The organism is Granulicella tundricola MP5ACTX9, assembly GCF_000178975.2.
Lineage (GTDB): Bacteria > Acidobacteriota > Terriglobia > Terriglobales > Acidobacteriaceae > Edaphobacter > Edaphobacter tundricola.
Genome location: NC_015064.1, coordinates 691,359 through 708,509 on the forward strand (window position 1 = coordinate 691,359; position 17,151 = coordinate 708,509).

Genomic DNA, 17,151 nt, shown 5'->3' on the forward strand with positions numbered 1-17,151 from the left:
AATACCTGCCCCGGTTTGTCCGGTGCTGGTCACGGACTTGTCATCGCTTTGTCTTTGTCTCAGGGCACTATTCTTCTGCGGCAGATGGCGGTGAAGCCGAGCGCGCGCCCGCAATCGCTGGCGTACAGCAGTGTTTTGGAGTCCGGCTCCCAGGAGGCTTCTACCTGGTCGCAGGGTGCCTCCGTCAGGGGGTGCGCTCTCTGAGTGTGACGATCGAGCAGCCATAGATTCCATGCGCCGTTTACAAGCCGGCTGTAGGCAAGCCAATGTCCATCGGGTGAGAAAGCAGGGTAGCGGGCTTCTCCAAGGCCTGAGGGCGAAGGGACGCCGCCGGGTTGCAGGAGGAAGATCTGTGAAGCTTCTTCACCTTGTGTCGCAGCGACTGCCATGATGCCGTCCTTCGCGCTGGCACCTTCAAGGACACTCATCCAGAGCGGGGTCAAAGGCTTCTCGTAAGTTGATAGGTGAAGGTAGACGCGGCCACGGCCATGGTCATCCCGAACATACGCAAGACCTTGACCATCCGCAGGCACGAAGGGACTTCGCGCTTGATCGATTGTCCCAGGGAGCGGACCATGCTGTGAGATCAGACGGGAGCGGAGTCCTGCTTCTTCAAGCCAATCAGCCCCCCGATTGATCGCAAAGGAGAGCTGATCCGTGCCCGGTGTGCCAACGGAATCGCGTACCCCATCCTCAAGGACGCGGTAACCGGCGGGGAGCATGGAGACGGATTTGACTCGTCCTGCATCGTCCAGCGGATCAGCAGCAAGAAATACGTCCGGACGCATCGGAAGCCGGAAGGCGTAGTCGTCGTAGAGCCCGCGCTGATGCCTTATCCCGGAGACGACACCAGCCAATGCAAGGAGCACGAGAGCGGAGGCCCACGGGATGTTGGAGCGGTGCCAGAGTCTTGCTCGCAGGGAGATTCCTGCGGCGGCACGGCAGCAGATCAGACTGAACAGGATAAGGAGCCAGAGCCTCGGCACATGAAGCACCGCGTGTAATCCGGAGGTATCGCTGGTATTCCAGTTGGGGTAGCCGATGGCGAAGTAGAGGGCGACAGCCGCAAGCGCGATCTGAGGCCTACGCTTTTGTGTCATGGCACAGAGCGCAAGAACGGGCAGCAGAAGCAGGATGAAGTTGTAAGAGGCTGGGCTGGTGGAGGTCGCCAATGTCACGCAAAGCAGGGCAGACCACTCCAGCGGCGCGTGGCTTCGGCTTGCCACATCCTGCTCGCCGCCGCTCCGGATCGCCAGCAAAGCCGCCGCAACGAGCAGCATCTGAAGCACGGTGCCAAGGATCGATGCAGCCATGGGAGCGTTGTGCCATGGGTGAGGATTCCACTGCGGTTCGTATACGAACAGCCGATGCAGCAGCGCGGAGAGGGAAGAGCCGGTGAGGATGTAAGGCGGCAGCGTCTCGCCACGAAGCGTCCATGGCAGGACGGTTTGCAGATAGGTACGATGGATGCTCCAGCCGAAGATGGATACAGACAACAAGCCGCACACGCAGAGTGTGGTGAGGGCAGCGCCAAGCGCACGCCAATCCCGCTTACGAATGAAGTAAAGCAGGAAGATAACCGGGAAGACCTTGGTCATGGCAGCGATTGCGATCAGGGCTCCGGCCCATGCCGACATACGCCGTCGATAAGTCCAGCAGGCAAGCACCAGAATCCCAAGCAGCAGGATATAAAACTGCCCGTACAGCAGGTTGCGGTGCAGGGGATAAGAACCGGCCGCAAGCAGCAGGATTCGTCGCATGGGCTGCGCGGTCAGGGAGCGGAGGAGCAGGCTGATCGGAACGAGCAGCGCCAGTTGCAGCAGGAGCCACACGTGCTTGGCAGGCAACGGCGCAAGCGAGGTGAGCGGCCAGACGAAGAGTGTGGAGAAGGGAGTGATTGGCGCAAAGCCTACGAGGCGCTGATCGATTCCGTGGTGATCCTTCTCGCGTTGAAACCAGCGCCAGTCGTAAGCTTGGGAGAGGTCATAGCCTTCGTGGTTCAGCCGTGCGGTCAGGTAATAGTTCGGGAAGTCGGTGTTCAGCGTTCGCCATGCCTGCGGCAACGTGTGGACGGCGAGCACGCAGGTGAAGACAACGAGCAGCAACCACTCTGCCGCTGCGAGTATGCCTTGCCGTGAGTCCGTCATAGATCCGATTCAACCTTGCGCAAAAGTGTTGAACTGCCTTGCACCGAGGGCTTTCGCGCCGCTGTCCGTGCGGCGCCAGGATAAGTTCTTAGCCCCGTAAGCTGCAGGACGATATGCCATACAAAAGCCGGATTGTTGCGCAGGTAGCGCTTCCAGAGAGCCTTCGGGTCTTGCAAGAGCCGATCAAGCCATTGCAGGCCCGCGCGTTTGATCCAGAGCGGGCAATCTTGAATGCGGCCTGTGTGAAAGTCGAAGGCCGCGCCCACGCCGAACATGAGCGTCGTCCTGAGTCGCGGGGACATGCGGTGCATGAAGCGTTCCTGCTTGGGAGTGCTGATCCCAACCCAGATGATGTCTGGCCTGAGTTCATCGATCATTTGAATGAACTCCTTTTCTTCTTCAACCGTAAGTTCCCGGAATGGCGGGGTGCAGGTGCCAATGACACGAACGCCTGGTAACCGCCCCTCCAACGTGGCCCGCAGTTCCTCCGCCACTCCCGGCTTTCCACCATAGAAAAAGTGCGTGTAACCCGCAAACTCCGACCGGCCAAGCACCTGCAGCATCAGGTCTGGTCCGGTGATCTGCCGTGTCCCGGCGTGTCCTTGCAGATGTCCCACCCAGACGGTAGGCATGCCATCCGGGGCTGTGAGCAGGGAGTCGGCAAAGACCTCTCGCAACTCCGGATGACGGTAATGCTCCATGACGCCGTGGACTCCCGTCATGCAGACATAACCGCGGGTCGCATTGCACAGGGCGTCCGCAATGCGTGTGAGCGCACCATCCATATCCACGGGCGCAATATGGACTCCGAGCACATTGACCAGGTCTTGAGATTCATCTCTCACGCGGCACCGCCGTTCTCTCTGCTGAACTGCAGCGCGGTCTCTACGCCCTGGGCGGTCGCGTCCAGAAGACCACGGTAAAGCTGGGCGTAACGTCCTGCGATGCTGCCTGATGAGAGCTGAGGCATCGTAGCCGGCACGGGCCGCGGTTGCTTCATCATCTGATGAAACGCAGCGACGAAGCCGTCTTCCTGTGCCGCCCCCAGCGAGACAAAGCTGCAGTAACCGTCGCCAATCTCACGGAATGCAGCAATGTCCGAGCAGGCCACGGGACAACCTGCAAGCATCGCCTCCGCTACCGGCAATCCAAAGCCTTCATTGATAGACGTGGCCAGAAGGCAGCGTGCGTTGCGGTAGTACCACTGCAGGTTGTCCTCAGAGATACTCTCCAGCATAATCACGCTTGACGCTAATCCCGAGCTCTCCAACGACGCTTTCAAGGCGCTCGTCTCAGGCCCTTGCCGGCCTACCAGGACAAGCATCAACGAGGGATCGGCGCGAAGGAGTCGATGGAAGACGGCAAGCGTCAGCGGAAGGTTTTTGTTATGACGATGCTGCGACACGGCAAGGATAAATGGTCTGCATGGCTTGGATTCCTGCACGTCCAGAGAGCAAGCGGTATGCGGTTCCACGCAGTTGTAGACGCGCAGTGATTTGCCACGCAGAGCCGGCCTCCGGATCATAAGCCGCTCCAGCGTACTGTCTGAAACGCATGCGATGGCATCGGCCGCGGACAGGCATTGCTCAAGAATCAAGCGATTGATCAGAACCTTGGGGTAGCCGAAGTTCGCGGCCACGTCATAGGGGTAGAGATCGTGGAGCGTCACCACGACAGGGCAGGGTAGCCCGCGTTGATGGAGCGGCACAGGATAGGTGACGTGGATTAGACTGCTGCGCCTCTCCTTCGCCAGTCCCGGCAGCCGGTTGTAGTACCAGAGGTTTCGCGCGGGCGAAGAGCGCCCCGTCTCAGCGACGAGCAGCTTCAGCCTGGGATCGGTTGCGCCCAGCAACGACTCGACATAGCTCAGTTGCCATCTGCCGACGACAAGATCGACAGCCTTGATCTCATCAAGGCGCAGCAGGCAGCGGACGACGTTGATCGCATGACGGCCAACGCCATCAGGCCCCGCGCCTCCGGATACCATGGGGATCAGGACTCTCATGGGCGCTCGACCTCCAGGCTCTGGGAAGGTATTGCAATGTCTCTCACTTCACGATCAAAGTAGAAGCCACGTAACAGCTTCTCGGTGTAGCGGAGGGCGTCCGCCGGGAACTGCAGCAGTGTCGCCGCGACATTACGAGCCCACATGGGCTGAATATGTTGAGCCAACGGGGTAGCCTGCAGGACAACCTGGCGATGTTCTAGACGTTGCCGATCGACAAACTGGGTGCTCTTGCTGGCCGCATGCATTCGGAAGTCGGCCAGCACCTCCGGTAGATGACGAAAGCGATAGCCCGCCTCCGCCAGCCGCATGAAGAACTCAAGGTCCATCGCGTAGTGCAGTTCGTTCTTAAGAAAATGTCCCTCATCAAAGACGCGCCGCCGGAAGAAGGTAGAGGTCGTCGGAATGTAAAGGGTGTGGCAGTACTTCAGGATGAAGTGGCTGAACTCAATCTCACGGCGCAACTCCAGATGCCTGCCTGCTTCATCCATGAAGGTATAGTCACCATAAAGAACGTCGGTCTCGGGGTGCTCCGCGAAAGCCCGTGTGACTGCTTCAAAGCAGCCTGGGCGATACCGGTCATCCGCATTCAGCCAGCCGATAATCTCGCCTTCCGCCTTTTGAAAGCCTTCGTTGAGCGCAGCGCTCTGTCCCCCGTCCGGGTGCGATCTCCATTGCAGACACGCATTCGCACCGGCCTCGCGCAGAATCTCCACGCTGCCATCGCTCGAGCCGCCGTCGAGCACTATGTGCTGGTACGCGGGATACGCCTGCGTTCGCACGCTCTCGACGGCTTCGCCCAGAAAGGCAGCCTGATTCAGCGACGGGGTCACGATGGAGATTAAGGGAAGAGAGGAGGGAGTTCTCATATGGCCGCCTCCTGCGTCTGTGCCAGCGTCAGCGATACGAGCGTGATCATCCACAAAGGGAGGGAGATGTCGAAGCGTTCTGTATCCACAAAGCTGCGAACGAAAACGAGCAGCAGCAACGCACGAAACACTCCGCCCAGCGGGTCAAGCGCGTGCCGCCGAAGCTGACGGAATAGGCTTATATAGAGTGCGGCCACCAGGGCCACGCCTGCGATGCCGTAGCTGAAGAACTGCTGTAGCCACTCATTATGCGCATGCCAGGCCTGGAACGTGCCGAAGATCGGCACGACGCTGTGGAAGGAATGAAACCCATGGCCAAGCCATGGCTCCTCCAGCGCAAGCCCACCTGCGACCAGCCAGATTGAGGTGCGCCCGGTTAGCGTCTCCGCCTGAGTTCCCGCGTTGGTATACACGGTGTAGTAGGCCATGAAGAACCCTGAGAATACGATCGCGGTGAACAGCGCTCCGCTGACGATTGCGATCTTGTTGGCCCGGCTCAGCGCATTGGTCCGCAGAAGGTAGAAGCTTTCCGCAACAAGAAACGCAATGATGGAGGTTTTGCTGAGGCTGCGCATCAACGTCACGGCCAGTGCGACGCCCAACCACTTCCATCGCGCTCCCTGCGGGGCGAGGTACTGACAAAGCAGCGTTCCCATGGCACATTCGAAGCCAATGACATTGGGGCTTAGAAAGTCATCGTCTCCAATGCGGAGGTCGGCCTGCGCTGGCGAAAGCCATGCAACGACTGCCAGCAGTCCAACTCCGTAGACAAAGCCTTTCAGCAGTGAATCGGAGGACGCTGCGGTGGGGTCCGCTTTGAGGACCAGGAGCACCAGTGCAACGTCGGCTGCGAGTGCCAGCCAGTATCCACCTGCCACTGCAGCGGATTGAGCTTCAGTCCACGCCAGGCTCGCAAGCGACAAGCCCAGGTAGAGCAGCACAAATCGGAACGGCCAGACCCGCATGGCTGCCCCCCAGTTCATCTTCCCCGGTCCTGCGGCGTAGAAGGCCACGACCACAAGCAAACCGAGGTTGAGGAGAATGCTGAGAATGGCACCGTTCTGAGGCTCTGACTGAAAGAACAGAAATACGAGACAGGCGCGTACGCCGAAGTACAGACCCACAAAGCCCGCCATTGAAAGAGCACTCGAGCCTGTCTCGACCCGTGTGAGTTGCGTGTTGGTCAGGGTGGAGATCATGTGCTCTCTCCCCCCATCACTACCAAAGTTCTTGCCGCAGGCCTGCGGAGCAGGTAAAGCAGCGGAAGATACATCAGGCAGGTCACAGGGCCGTACCATAGCCGCGCCAGCGCCGCACCCTGGACGCCCCGATGAGGAATCAGCAGGGTCATCGCAACGAGCATGAGACCTCCGCCAACCATATTTGCCGCAGTCACAATGCGAACGCGGCCGAACGCCATCAGCGTGTAGTGGGCCGTGATATTCAGTGCAAGCAGGCCGAAGCTCAAAGCAATCTCTGGCAGTAATGTCGCAGAGTCAGTGACAAAGACAGGTCCGATCCAGCTCTTGATCGCCCATGGCCCCACTGCCAACACCAGGGCCAACAGCACGCCTGCGCCCGCCAGATTCAGCAGGAAGGCTTTGGCAATAGGGCGGCCCAACTCGGTGTGAGTCTCCAAGGCGGAACGGCTGGCCAGATGCGGAAAAAGAAAGTGCAGGCCGGCAGAGGTCAGGCCATGAATCGGTTGTGCAACCTGCACGCAGATTCCGTAGTAAGCCACCGCGGACGCACCCAGCGTCGTCCCCAGCAGCAGTCGGTCCGCCTGGCTGAAAATCACGCCGGAGACAGCTTGAAGCCAGCTGAATCCGCCAAAGGATGTGAGTTGACGAGAGACGGTGCGATCGAACGCAGGCCAGGTCAATCCGGGGCCCAGATGACGCCGTAGAGCGCATGCCTGCGCAGCCACGCCAAGGCAGGTCAACACCAGCGTGCCGATCATTAGCACCGCTACGCCATAGCCTTCCGCTCCAAGCGAGGCTGCCAGTCCCACCGCAATCAGCCTCATCGCGATCCCTATCTTTACCGCCGGGGCGTAGCGTTCAAACGCTCTCTGCGAGCTGATGAAGACACTCTCCACGGCCTTCACGACGATGAGCGCAGCGCCGATCCGAAGCGCCCACACACAGTCGTGATAAAGTCTCGGCTCTACATGGGTTATGCGGACCGCGGCGAAAGGGACGACAGCCCAAAGCGTCAGTGCCAGTGCGCCGCCCAGCGCGAGATTCAACGCAAGCATGTTGGCCACGACGCGCCGGATACCGGCAAGATCATCCGTGGCTCGCAGCGTCGCCACGCGTTGGATCACCGCATCGCCGAAGCCGGAGGAGACAACCGTCCCCGCCCCCACAGCCGCACTGGCAATCAGCCACACACCATACCGCGCTACGCCCAGGTGATGCAGCAGCATGGGCGCGGCCAGCAGCATGGCGGCAGGCTGAGCGATATAGTCCAGCATGCCGTACATCGAATTGGAGAGATGTGCCCTCATGGAGTCTCCATCTCTGTTCGTCCACCCTCGCCTCGCATCGACAAGGGGAGGGTTCCCTGAACCGTGCGCATCAGCACCTTACGCGGATCGGCTTCGCTCATCTGTTCCCAGCGGCGGCGCAGCAGGATCAATGCTGACATGGCAATGCAGGAGACCATCATGATCCCAAGCGCGACCAGAAGACGTGGCGGGTATGACTTCTTCTCTGGCAGCCCAGGCGCGTCGATCACGCTGATCACAGGAATGTCTTTTGCCTCCTGGATTCGCGCCATTTCGTACTCCTGCGTTAGCAGCTCAAAGACAGTCTCCTGCACGCGTACGCGGCGATAGAGGTCGGCATAGGGAACAGCCAGTCGCGGCAGTTGACGCAGCGGAGGATAGAGCTCGTCGCTCGATGCCTTCTGCGCCTGCGCAGGCAGCGGAGCATCCGTTCCGCTCATCTGTTTCAGATCTTTCTGCAGGGCGGAGACTCGTGCTTGCGCTGCCCGCACCCGCACGTTGCCATCGCCATAGATCTGTTCAAGTGAGCCGAGTTCCGACTGTCCTACGATGAGCTGTCCCTGCAGCTTTGCAGCCGCGTCTACCATCGCGCGCGTCTGCTCCTTGATGTCGATCGTCGTATGGCTGCTGGAGAAGTCACTCATCGCAAGCTGCGCGTTCTCCAGATCCCTTTGCACGGATTGAAGCCGCCGCTCAATGAAGATCCTCTCCTGGCGCGCGGAGGAGATGCTTGTCTGCGTCACCATCTTGTTGAGCTCTTCCAGGTACGCCTGCGTGAGATCACGCGCACGCTGCGGCTGAGTATCTTCGACGGTGATTGAGATCACGCCACTCTTCTTGTCTTCGACGATCTTCGTATGGCGTGCCAGATATTTGGCCGTGTCGATCCGGTAACGCTTGTGATACGCGTGTTGAAGCTGGAAACGATCGATCAAATGGCTGCTGACGGTCCCGCTTTGCAGCAGGTCGACAAAGAGTGCACTGGTGTTGTGCCCTCCCAGCAGACCTCCGGCCAGACTGCCCAAACTTCCAAGTGCGCCCCCGCCGTGTCCGGCCAGCGCTGACAGCAAAGCCGCACCGCCTCCGCCTTGATCCGGCGGCATGATGCGCGCGGATGCTTCATACTCTTTGGGAATAGCGAACGCGATCGCCAGGCCCGCAACAAGCGAGATCACAGCTGTTCGCGCAATCCTAGTCCGCTTATCCCACAACAGCGTGGCGTTCGCAACCCAGTTGGCCTGCCTGGCTCGCAGTGTCGCGGACGCATCCGGGCTTGTCGGCGTGAGCGTGGAAGTCGTCATCTAAAGCCCCGCCACGGCAGCGGCAATCGCAGCCGATGAAGCAATCTGCGCCACCGTCAAGAGATTCCGCCAGAACTGTGAGGTGCCAATAATCTTCTGCGGTACCACCACCACGTCGCCTGCGTCGAGCTTCGCCGAGAGCACATGGCCATCGCCGGAGTGACGTCCCACCACCAACCCGTTTGCGCGGATCACAAAGATCTCCTTACGGTCTGCCAACTCGCTCGACCCGCCGGCCCGCTGAAGATACCAACCCGCCGTCTTGCCCGGAACATAGGTGATTGCAGATGCGTTATAAACCTGCCCGCTGATGAGGACGAAGCCGGGTCGCTTTGGAATCGACAGAACATCCCCGCGCCGAACTTCAATATCCGCATCCGTATTAGCCCAGCTATCGATATCGGAGTTGATATGAATCACCAACCGTCCACTTGAGGGCTGACTTCTCAGTCGCGCCAGTACTTGCTCCTGCTGTTGCTGGATCAACTGCAACGTCGCGCTGGAGTCTCCGCCGGAAAGATTCGGGGCCAGCTTTGCTGCGGCGGAGCTCGTCTCAATCTGGTGAATCAACTCTGCGCGGCTCTTCTCCTCAAGCTCCCGGACCTGTTCGCGAATCAGCACCGCACCCGCTGGATACGCGGTGTCGCGCAGCCCGCCGGCACGACGCAGAACAGAGCTCAGACGCTCGCCTTCCTGGAAGCCATAGCTGCCCGGATGATTCGCTTCTCCTTCAATCGTCAGCGACGCGCCGATATCGTTCCAACCTGTGATCTGGTGAACGGTGAGAATGTCACCCGGCTTCAGCACCACATCCGCGCTGGAATCATTCCTGGCAACGGCGTCGCCGATTCGTATTGCGGAGCGCTGGCCGATTACCTTGTTCCCATCCACAATGTGATAGCTCGTGAGGTCCGCATCCTGCTGCAGTGCGCCGCGCCGGAAACCGCCGGCCATACGGACAAGTTGCGCTGCCGTCATGCCCTCTGACAGGGGAAATGAGCCCGGCCGCAGCACCTCGCCGCGAATCTCCACCCTGGGTGAATCGACATCGTAGCGGCCCAGCACGCGTATCGTGTCGAACGGCTGAAGCTCCAGGCTCACATTGCCGATCAACGCGTCAGCCACATTGAACTCGATCGTCTCGGCATGAAGATCGGGTGCGACCAGCCGAATCACCTCGCCCTGCGCAGCAGGCTCCGGCAGCAGGTCCTGGTAGCTCCGCAGCACATCGTTCAGGTGCATGCCTTCGCGGTAGGCCATGCGACCAGGGCGGACGACATGCCCCTCCAAGTACACGGCCCGTTCGCTGAATGGGAGAATCGGTGCAATCTGGATGCGGTCGCCATCTCTGACGGGGAAGTCGGAGATGGCTGCCGTAGCCGCCTCTCCAGTGGAGCTCTTCGTCAGATTCAACGTCACCGTCTCGCGGTGTTGATTAGCGTCGATCCGTTCCACCGTGATGTGACTAAGCGCCGCAGCCACAGTCGATCCACCCGCGTCAGCCAGCACAGCGGCGAGCGTCGCTTCGTGCTTCAGCTCATAGATCGCCGGACGCTTCACCGCGCCGGAGAGAGCCACCTGCGGACCTGCTGGTGGCACCAGCAGCGTATCTCCACCCTGGAAACGATCGTCTCCCGTCCTTACGCCATGCAGCAGAAAGTCATACAGATCGATCTCCGCAACAAGCTCCTTGCCGCGCATATGCCGCAGCGTCCGGAGCGATCCAACGCCTGTGGGTCCACCCGCCGCATAGAGCGCATTCAACGGCGTGGAAAGCGAGCTGATGTCGTAGGCTCCTGGCCGTTGCACATCGCCCACAACGTAAACGCGCACCGTGCGCAAGCGGGAGACGGTCACAGCCACCTGTGCGTTCCGGTACTGCGCCTTCAGCGTGTTTCCAATCACGGCCTGCGCCCGTTCCAGCGTCAATCCAGCGACTGCGATTGTCCCGGCCTCGGGCAGTGAGATCCGCCCCTCGCGGTCGATCGTCTTGGTCAGCGTCTGTGATATCCCGCCCCACAGATCGATGCTGAGACTATCGCCGGGACCCACTACATAGTCGGGCCCAATCGGGATATCCAGCGGTGATTCCTGCCCTTGTCCTACCGCACGCGTCATCGTACCTGTGCCGCCGCGGCTCACGAACATCTCAGACCCGAACCGCTTCAGATGCGTGCTCTCCTCAGGAATCTGCGTATACAGATCGCGCATGGAGAGAAGGTTGTACGGAGCCGGTTGCCGCAGCACCTTCGGCACATCCGTGGTGTTATGCGTATCGGAGTCGCGCGTCTGGCGTGAAGCAGCAGCGTTCGTCGTTCGAGCACCAGCACCCGTCGTATTCCCTGAACTCTGTAGCCGGCCCTGTTCCGCCTGCTGTGCGAGGCTGTCCTGCAACGACGAACCATCCGCCGCAGCCAGCGGCAAGTTCGCGCCGGGAACCTGTGATAGTGATTGCAGCGTCTGCGTAGACGACAGGGCATCCCCGTCGTCATCACGATCGCTCCCGCCGGCCGCCGCATTCTGTTGCAGGTCCGCGTCGGAAACATATCCGCGTGCGCGCAGGAAGTTCGTGATTGCCGAACGCAAGGGAGCGTTGGAAGCGATCTGGCTGTAGAGCGCCTCGTCGGTGATGGAGTCCGGCTGAATCTTTACCCCTTGCTGCTGGAGTTGGTCCGCCGCCAGTTGTTTGATCTCGACGATCACCTCAGGCTTGTCCTGCAGAATCGCAACGATCTGTCCTGCGCTCAGCGATCCTCGCGTGCCTGCGATCGGAGAGACCGTGCCATCGACACCAGCGAATGAGCCGTTCGCAGTCGAACCTGCCGTTGACCCCGCATTCTGACCGGAGGCAGCTGGAGCTTGTAGCGTCTGGGCAGTCAGCTTTGCGTTCCACGTCGACAAGGCAACGCAGCAGATCAGGCCAAGGCCGGCCTGTCGGGAACGCAACAGGAATAAATGAGCAGAGATCAATGGGCAAGTCCCGTCAGAAGCCGCTTGAATCGCGAGGATTCAAGCACGTACCGAATACCTTCGACGCAATGAAACCGAAGGCGAAAGAGAATATAGCTGGTCTGCGAACGCGACCGGCGTAGCCTAGAAAGTACAGACTCCTCCGGCTCCGCCTGCGTAATGTTCAGCGGCCGTTGCGACGGAATCAGTCTGCTCCGGCCTTTGGCAGCGGCTCTTGCAGAGCTTGGCTGAAGCTCATCTTCCAGCAGCAGGTAAAGTTTGGTTCCGGGGAAGTCGGCAACGAGCAGCCGTTGTCCATAAAGGCGAACCCAGAGCTGCACGGCAGGGGCTACTTCGCTCGCAATCAGACGGGACAACGCCTTGGGCGGCACATCACCAAAGGTCTCTACCGCAAGCAGCGTCACCAAGCCCAATGCGAGCGCGGCCTTAGGCTCATCTGCTATCCGTCCTTCGAGCTCCTCCCAGAACATCTCGTCGTCACCGCGCGCCAGCATATGCCGCCGATACTCCAGCAGCCAGGAAGTCCGCGTGAACGGGCTGCATACATGCCCGAAGAGATGCATCGCCTGTTCAATATAAAGATCGACTGGAGACAGCACGGGAAACGCGGTCCCGTGAAAGGATCGAAGCTGTACCCGACCCAGCAGCCCATCGGCCGGTGCAAGATGCAACTCGGCAGAGCGCTGTGGCTTCGCCTTGTAGAGGTCGCGGATGTGCGCTACGCTCGATGCCCCGGCCTTGAACTCCCAGGTGTCGCCACTGACGCAATGAAGCATGTAGCCACTGCGCTCCAGAACATGAGCGGCGGTGTCTGCCTGCTCGGCGCTCACAAGAAAATCCTGGTCCAACTGGCAGCGCAGTGCGGGATCGGGAACTGCATCCGGCGAAAGCGTGACGCCTTTCAAATTCGCGAACAGCACGCCTTCGCGCTGCAGGGCTACATTGATCTCGGCAGTCTCGGTCAGCAGGCCGGAGTTCCTCGCGCGGTTGTCTATAAGATTCCGGCGCAGGCGCAGCACGATCTTCGTCGGCAGCACTTCTCCAACGCCAAGCTCTTGTAGATGTCCCAGCAGATAGAGCGCAAGGCCGCTGGTGTCAAGCCACTTCAGGTTGCTCTTCCACTCACGCTCACTGAAACCGCTCAGTTGTTCCGCCACTACATACGGCGGTTGGGAGAATGCAGCCAGCACCGCCTCGCGCAGGCTATGCCGGCCGCGATGCTGTTGCCTGAACGGATTGGATTGAGTTTGATTCATGGTTAGTGGCTGTACATCTCCGGCTCTCCCGCACTGCCTGCCGGCGGCAGATGGCGTGTATAGCGGACGATCGACCAGATCTCTTCATCGCTCAACATGCCCTTGGACCCAGGCATGCCGCTCGGCCAAAGACCATAGTCGATCACCCACTTCAACTGCCCATCGGTGTAACGCTGCACATCTGCGGAGGCCAGCGAAGGAACCGGCGGCGACATGCGATCCGCAAACGGCACGCCCGTGTTCTGTCCGTCGATGCCATGGCAGGCCGCACAGTAGTGCCCAAAGGCCTCCTTGCCTGCGGCGACCGTCTCCGGGGTATCAGGCAGAGGATTCTTCTCGCTCTTGTTGTGAACGAACAAGCTGTGCTTGGCGGCCACCACAACCCGCGTCTCCATCGCGCCCGGCGGATCGGCCTTGCATCCGCCCAGCGCAACCATCGCTCCCAAAGCCGCCACAGTCAGAGAGGTCTTCATGGCTACTCCGTCACATGCAGCGTCAACGTCATGGAGCCGTGCCCGGCGCCGCAGAATACAGAGCAATGACCTACATAATCGCCCGTTTTATCCGGGGTGAAGGCCAGTTCACCCGTGCCGCCCTTGTCCACCTTCGCCTGCAGGTTCAATTCCTTGAACTTGATGCCGTGGGCTACATCCGTGCTCTTCAACACGATGACGACGGGCTCACCCTTCTTCACGGTGACCTCGGATGGCTCATATTTGAACTTGCTGGCGGTCACTTCAATGCGCTTCGGTGCACCTTGCGCTGCGGTCGGCCGCGCGATGTACGAGGCGGCGAAGACGAGACAGAGCACGGTAGAAAGCAGAACGTAACGGATCTTCATAAGTTTCTCTCCAGTAGGGAATAGGGATTGAAGGGTAATCGGCAACAGGCAGAGCAAAGCAGTACCGCGCATAACCGGCGCGAGGGTAAAGTGCGGAACAAAAAGTCGGCTCTTTTTCGCATAGGGCTAGAACTCTTCCAACGCTTCTTACCCTACGGAGGAGCCGCGTCACTTGTGTCCGTCCAATGTCAAACGATTGTCACCGCTTTGTCGTTGGCAGCCCGGACGCCGCAGCAGAGGCTATCGTCTAGGTATTACGCTGCCTCAGATACTGTGCTGCGAACCCCTTCTCACTCCTATGCTCAAGCCGAGACATCTCTTTCATCCCGTCAGGACACTCCGCACGGCAAGGTCGCTCGTCTCGTCCAACCTCCTTGTGAGGCGATCGGCACGGGCAGGGAAACGCCGATTCGCGCATGACGAGCGTTATATCCTTCAGAGTGTCACCGACGGCTTCCTGCCGCATACCAGCGAGGGCACCGAAGACGAAGCATTGCTGCAGCGTATCTGTACGGCGTACAAGAAGGCGGTCGCCCAGGAAGGATGCGCGTCGGACATCTATCAGGCCACCGGCTGGTGGCAGCAGGTGCGGACCAGAAGCCTGGGTCCGGTGATGAAAGCTTTACTTGCAAGTGACACGAAAGCCCTGCATGCGCTTTACCGGAACTTCTTCCGAGATTCCTGTTCAGCCGGTTTGATCTCCATCCCACCCGGCATGGCGAAGGCCTACTTCCAAGGCGGCATGCGTGATCTTCATCGTCACTACTATCTGCAGGATGTTCTTCAGAGCATCGATTACTGGCGACTCCAGACAGAAGGCCGCTTTGCCATCAAGGAGCTTGCAGGACCAGCTATCGGCAATCCTTTCGGTGCCTTTATTGAAGGGACGCTCGTTGAATCAGGAGCGGAGTATCGCCACGGCTGCGCTCAAAGCATCAAAGATCGACTCATCGATCCGGCCAGCGCAGTGGCGGAGATAGGCGGTGGCTTCGGTGGCATGGCCTACTACCTGCTTCGGAATCAGCATGGAATGAGGTACATCAACTTCGATGTCCCTGAAAGTCTTGCACTCGCGGCCTACTATCTGGGTACGGCATTTCCGGCATTGAAGCTGCTCTTATTTGGTGAGGTTGAGGTGACTCAGCGCAACATCGAGCAGGCCGATGTGATCCTCATGCCGCTGTCGCAGCTTGAAGTTCTACCGCAAAACTCTGTAGCTCTCACCTTCAGCGCCCACGCCATGTCTGACCTTGGCAACGGAGCCATGGCCGTCTACCTGCAACAGGTAGAAAGAATCTCGCAGGACGCTTTTCTTTATATCGGTCATGAAAAAGGTCACCAGCGTTTATCGGCAACAATGGCTGCGCGTGCCGTCCCTCTCCAATTGGTCAAATCGTCCGGCTCCGATTGGAACCGGCACCGCAGCCCTGAGACGCGTGAAGTGGAAACTCTCTACAAGCCGTCTCACTGAACTTCACCGATATCCCTATGCCCATCGACAAGAAACTCCGCCGTCTCCTGAGGGATCTGTTATTCGGCGGACCCATCCTCCCGCAGGAGTTCACCATTGGGCTGAAAGACCCGGCGGCTGAGATTGCCGTCTGGCTGGAAGGCATGGGCGCACCGTTGGACGTGTCCTCCCGCCTCTCGACAGCATGCTCCTCTCCATTCCTCATCTGTCTCTCGTTTGAGGAATCTTTACTCCCAGACTCCGCTCAAAGGTCCCATCTCTCCCTTCACTTTCGCGAAAGGGAAGGCGATCAAAGCCTGCTCGGTCGCATCGATCTCAGGTTTATAAGCCGATTCAAAGTAAGTGACCTGCATCTCCTCCTGTTCGAAGCCCGTGCCGCTGCAAATTACTGTCTGTCAGCCAGGATCATCTGGCCTCAGTACCTCTTCCAGACCTATGCACGCTGGCGAAAGCCAAACACCTCGGGCATGTCGATGACCTTTCTTGAGCAACGCGCCGCAATGGTCACCTTCATTCGTCCGCACCCCATCATGCTCGTAAGCGCGGCCGACCGGTCCGGAGGCAATCTATTCCCCATGAACATCATGGGAGAGCTTGGTTCGGGTCGCATCGCCTTTGCCCTCAAGACCTCTCGGACGGCAGCCCCTCTGATTCAGCGAACCGGCCGTGCTGTGCTGAGCAACGTACCTTTCACCCAGGCCTCGACCGTCTATCGGCTGGCACCGCAGCACTTCGCCGTTTCGATCGACTGGACCCAACTCCCGTTCGGCACCAATCCATCCCGGATACTCGGAGTCCCTGTCCCAGTCTTTGCTCTGCGTGTCCGGGAGGTGCAGATCGAACACGTGCAGCCACTCGGCAGCCACACCCTCTTCATCGCTCGAATTCTGAGTGACGAAACTCCAGCCGAAGGTGAAACCCTCTGTGCGGTCCACGGCTTCTACCAGGCACGCAGACTCAAAACGAGCGCACCCGCGCTCCATGAGTCGCTGCTGGACGATCGACGCAACAAGCTCGTCTGAATTTTGTGTTCGTAAACTTGGCGGCAGAGACCAATCAGTACGGGTCCTGATCCGACTTCTTGTACTCTTCGCCAAATTTATTCAGATGTTTGCCCGCCATGGAGGAGCTTGCCTGCAACGTCATCGCAGGCAGCCGCAGACCCTGCTCGGAGACATGAATATTTTGCCGAGCCGCAGCAAGATCAGCCGCCGATACGTTCTCCGCCCACACGTTCAACTCATAGTCGCCCGCAGGAACATTCGCAATCGCCAGCGATCCATCCTTCCGGGAGACCGAGTAGTAAGGCGTGCTCAACGACACGATCACCGCTCCCATCTCCGGATGAATATTGCAGAAGATGTAGGACACGCCGTCATGATCGAAGCGCACCGAACGCCGGCTTCCCGCTTCATAGAGTCCCAGGTCGAAACGCCGTCCGTTGAACAGGGAAAATACATTGTGGAAGAACGGGTCCAGATTCGGGAACTCCACGCTTGATCCCGTTGGAACCACCAGCAGGTGCGGCGTGAACATCTTGTTCTTCTGCGTCAGCACATAGCCATGAGCCGGCACGGGAGGATGCGTGGCATCGGTTTTCATCGGCGTCAGCCAGGCGATCACCTGTTCCGTCGCGCCATCCGCCGTCTTCGCTCCATTCATCCGGTGTGACTCGACATTGACCCGCAGATCTACGGTCGCGCCCTGGGCATGGGCCATGCCGGCAGCCGCGGCCATCACCAGGCCGCATCGCTTCATCCACCTAGGTAAGTTCGCTGCCCG

14 protein-coding genes are annotated in these 17,151 nt (G+C 59.6%); 2 read left to right on the top strand and 12 right to left on the bottom strand.

Annotated features, from left to right (window positions below; genetic code table 11):
• Window positions 1–59: 59 nt before the first annotated feature.
• The 11 genes from ACIX9_RS02890 to ACIX9_RS02940 form a co-directional block, all read right to left on the bottom strand.
• Window positions 60–2,147 (bottom strand): glycosyltransferase family 87 protein, encoded by a 2,088-nt coding sequence (locus tag ACIX9_RS02890; protein ID WP_013578979.1) that lies wholly within the window; start codon window positions 2,145–2,147, stop codon window positions 60–62.
• Entirely contained in the window at window positions 2,144–2,992 is an 849-nt protein-coding gene (locus ACIX9_RS02895) for a WecB/TagA/CpsF family glycosyltransferase (RefSeq protein ID WP_013578980.1), read from the bottom strand. The genes ACIX9_RS02890 and ACIX9_RS02895 overlap by 4 nt, the downstream gene beginning before the upstream one ends.
• Window positions 2,989–4,152: a glycosyltransferase family 4 protein gene (locus ACIX9_RS02900; RefSeq protein ID WP_013578981.1), complete on the bottom strand. Its 1,164-nt coding sequence runs from the start codon at window positions 4,150–4,152 to the stop codon at window positions 2,989–2,991. The genes ACIX9_RS02895 and ACIX9_RS02900 overlap by 4 nt, the downstream gene beginning before the upstream one ends.
• Complete coding sequence (locus tag ACIX9_RS02905; protein ID WP_013578982.1) at window positions 4,149–5,021, bottom strand: glycosyltransferase family 2 protein; 873 nt, start codon at window positions 5,019–5,021, stop codon at window positions 4,149–4,151. The genes ACIX9_RS02900 and ACIX9_RS02905 overlap by 4 nt, the downstream gene beginning before the upstream one ends.
• Window positions 5,018–6,220, bottom strand: a complete 1,203-nt coding sequence (locus ACIX9_RS02910; RefSeq protein ID WP_013578983.1) for an O-antigen ligase family protein — start codon at window positions 6,218–6,220, stop codon at window positions 5,018–5,020. Before ACIX9_RS02910 ends, ACIX9_RS02905 begins: the two co-directional genes overlap by 4 nt.
• Window positions 6,217–7,530 carry a lipopolysaccharide biosynthesis protein gene (locus ACIX9_RS02915; protein WP_013578984.1) on the bottom strand — a complete coding sequence of 438 codons (1,314 nt, stop codon included), beginning with the start codon at window positions 7,528–7,530 and terminating at the stop codon, window positions 6,217–6,219. Before ACIX9_RS02915 ends, ACIX9_RS02910 begins: the two co-directional genes overlap by 4 nt.
• Window positions 7,527–8,783 (bottom strand): GumC family protein, encoded by a 1,257-nt coding sequence (locus ACIX9_RS02920; RefSeq protein ID WP_269744696.1) that lies wholly within the window; start codon window positions 8,781–8,783, stop codon window positions 7,527–7,529. Before ACIX9_RS02920 ends, ACIX9_RS02915 begins: the two co-directional genes overlap by 4 nt.
• Before the next feature lie 48 nt (window positions 8,784–8,831).
• Window positions 8,832–11,732 (bottom strand): SLBB domain-containing protein, encoded by a 2,901-nt coding sequence (locus ACIX9_RS02925; RefSeq protein WP_232298780.1) that lies wholly within the window; start codon window positions 11,730–11,732, stop codon window positions 8,832–8,834.
• 65 nt (window positions 11,733–11,797) lie between these two features.
• Window positions 11,798–13,057 (bottom strand): nucleotidyltransferase domain-containing protein, encoded by a 1,260-nt coding sequence (locus tag ACIX9_RS02930; RefSeq protein ID WP_013578987.1) that lies wholly within the window; start codon window positions 13,055–13,057, stop codon window positions 11,798–11,800.
• Window positions 13,058–13,059: 2 nt separating this feature from the next.
• A complete protein-coding gene (locus tag ACIX9_RS02935) occupies window positions 13,060–13,530 on the bottom strand; it encodes a c-type cytochrome (protein ID WP_013578988.1) in 471 nt (156 codons plus the stop codon).
• A gap of 2 nt (window positions 13,531–13,532) precedes the next feature.
• Window positions 13,533–13,898 (bottom strand): cupredoxin domain-containing protein, encoded by a 366-nt coding sequence (locus ACIX9_RS02940; RefSeq protein WP_013578989.1) that lies wholly within the window; start codon window positions 13,896–13,898, stop codon window positions 13,533–13,535.
• Between the two features lie 376 nt (window positions 13,899–14,274).
• Between ACIX9_RS02940 and ACIX9_RS02945 the strand changes: the two genes are divergently transcribed.
• Window positions 14,275–15,369, top strand: a complete 1,095-nt coding sequence (locus ACIX9_RS02945) for a putative sugar O-methyltransferase (protein ID WP_157477237.1) — start codon at window positions 14,275–14,277, stop codon at window positions 15,367–15,369.
• A 17-nt stretch (window positions 15,370–15,386) separates the two neighbouring features.
• A complete protein-coding gene (locus ACIX9_RS02950; RefSeq protein ID WP_013578991.1) occupies window positions 15,387–16,391 on the top strand; it encodes a flavin reductase in 1,005 nt (334 codons plus the stop codon).
• A 34-nt stretch (window positions 16,392–16,425) separates the two neighbouring features.
• On the opposite strand, the gene ACIX9_RS26250 is transcribed toward ACIX9_RS02950, so the two are convergent.
• Window positions 16,426–17,127, bottom strand: coding sequence for a cupredoxin domain-containing protein (locus tag ACIX9_RS26250; RefSeq protein ID WP_041596908.1), 702 nt, complete (start codon window positions 17,125–17,127; stop codon window positions 16,426–16,428).
• Between the last annotated feature and the right edge of the window lie 24 nt (window positions 17,128–17,151).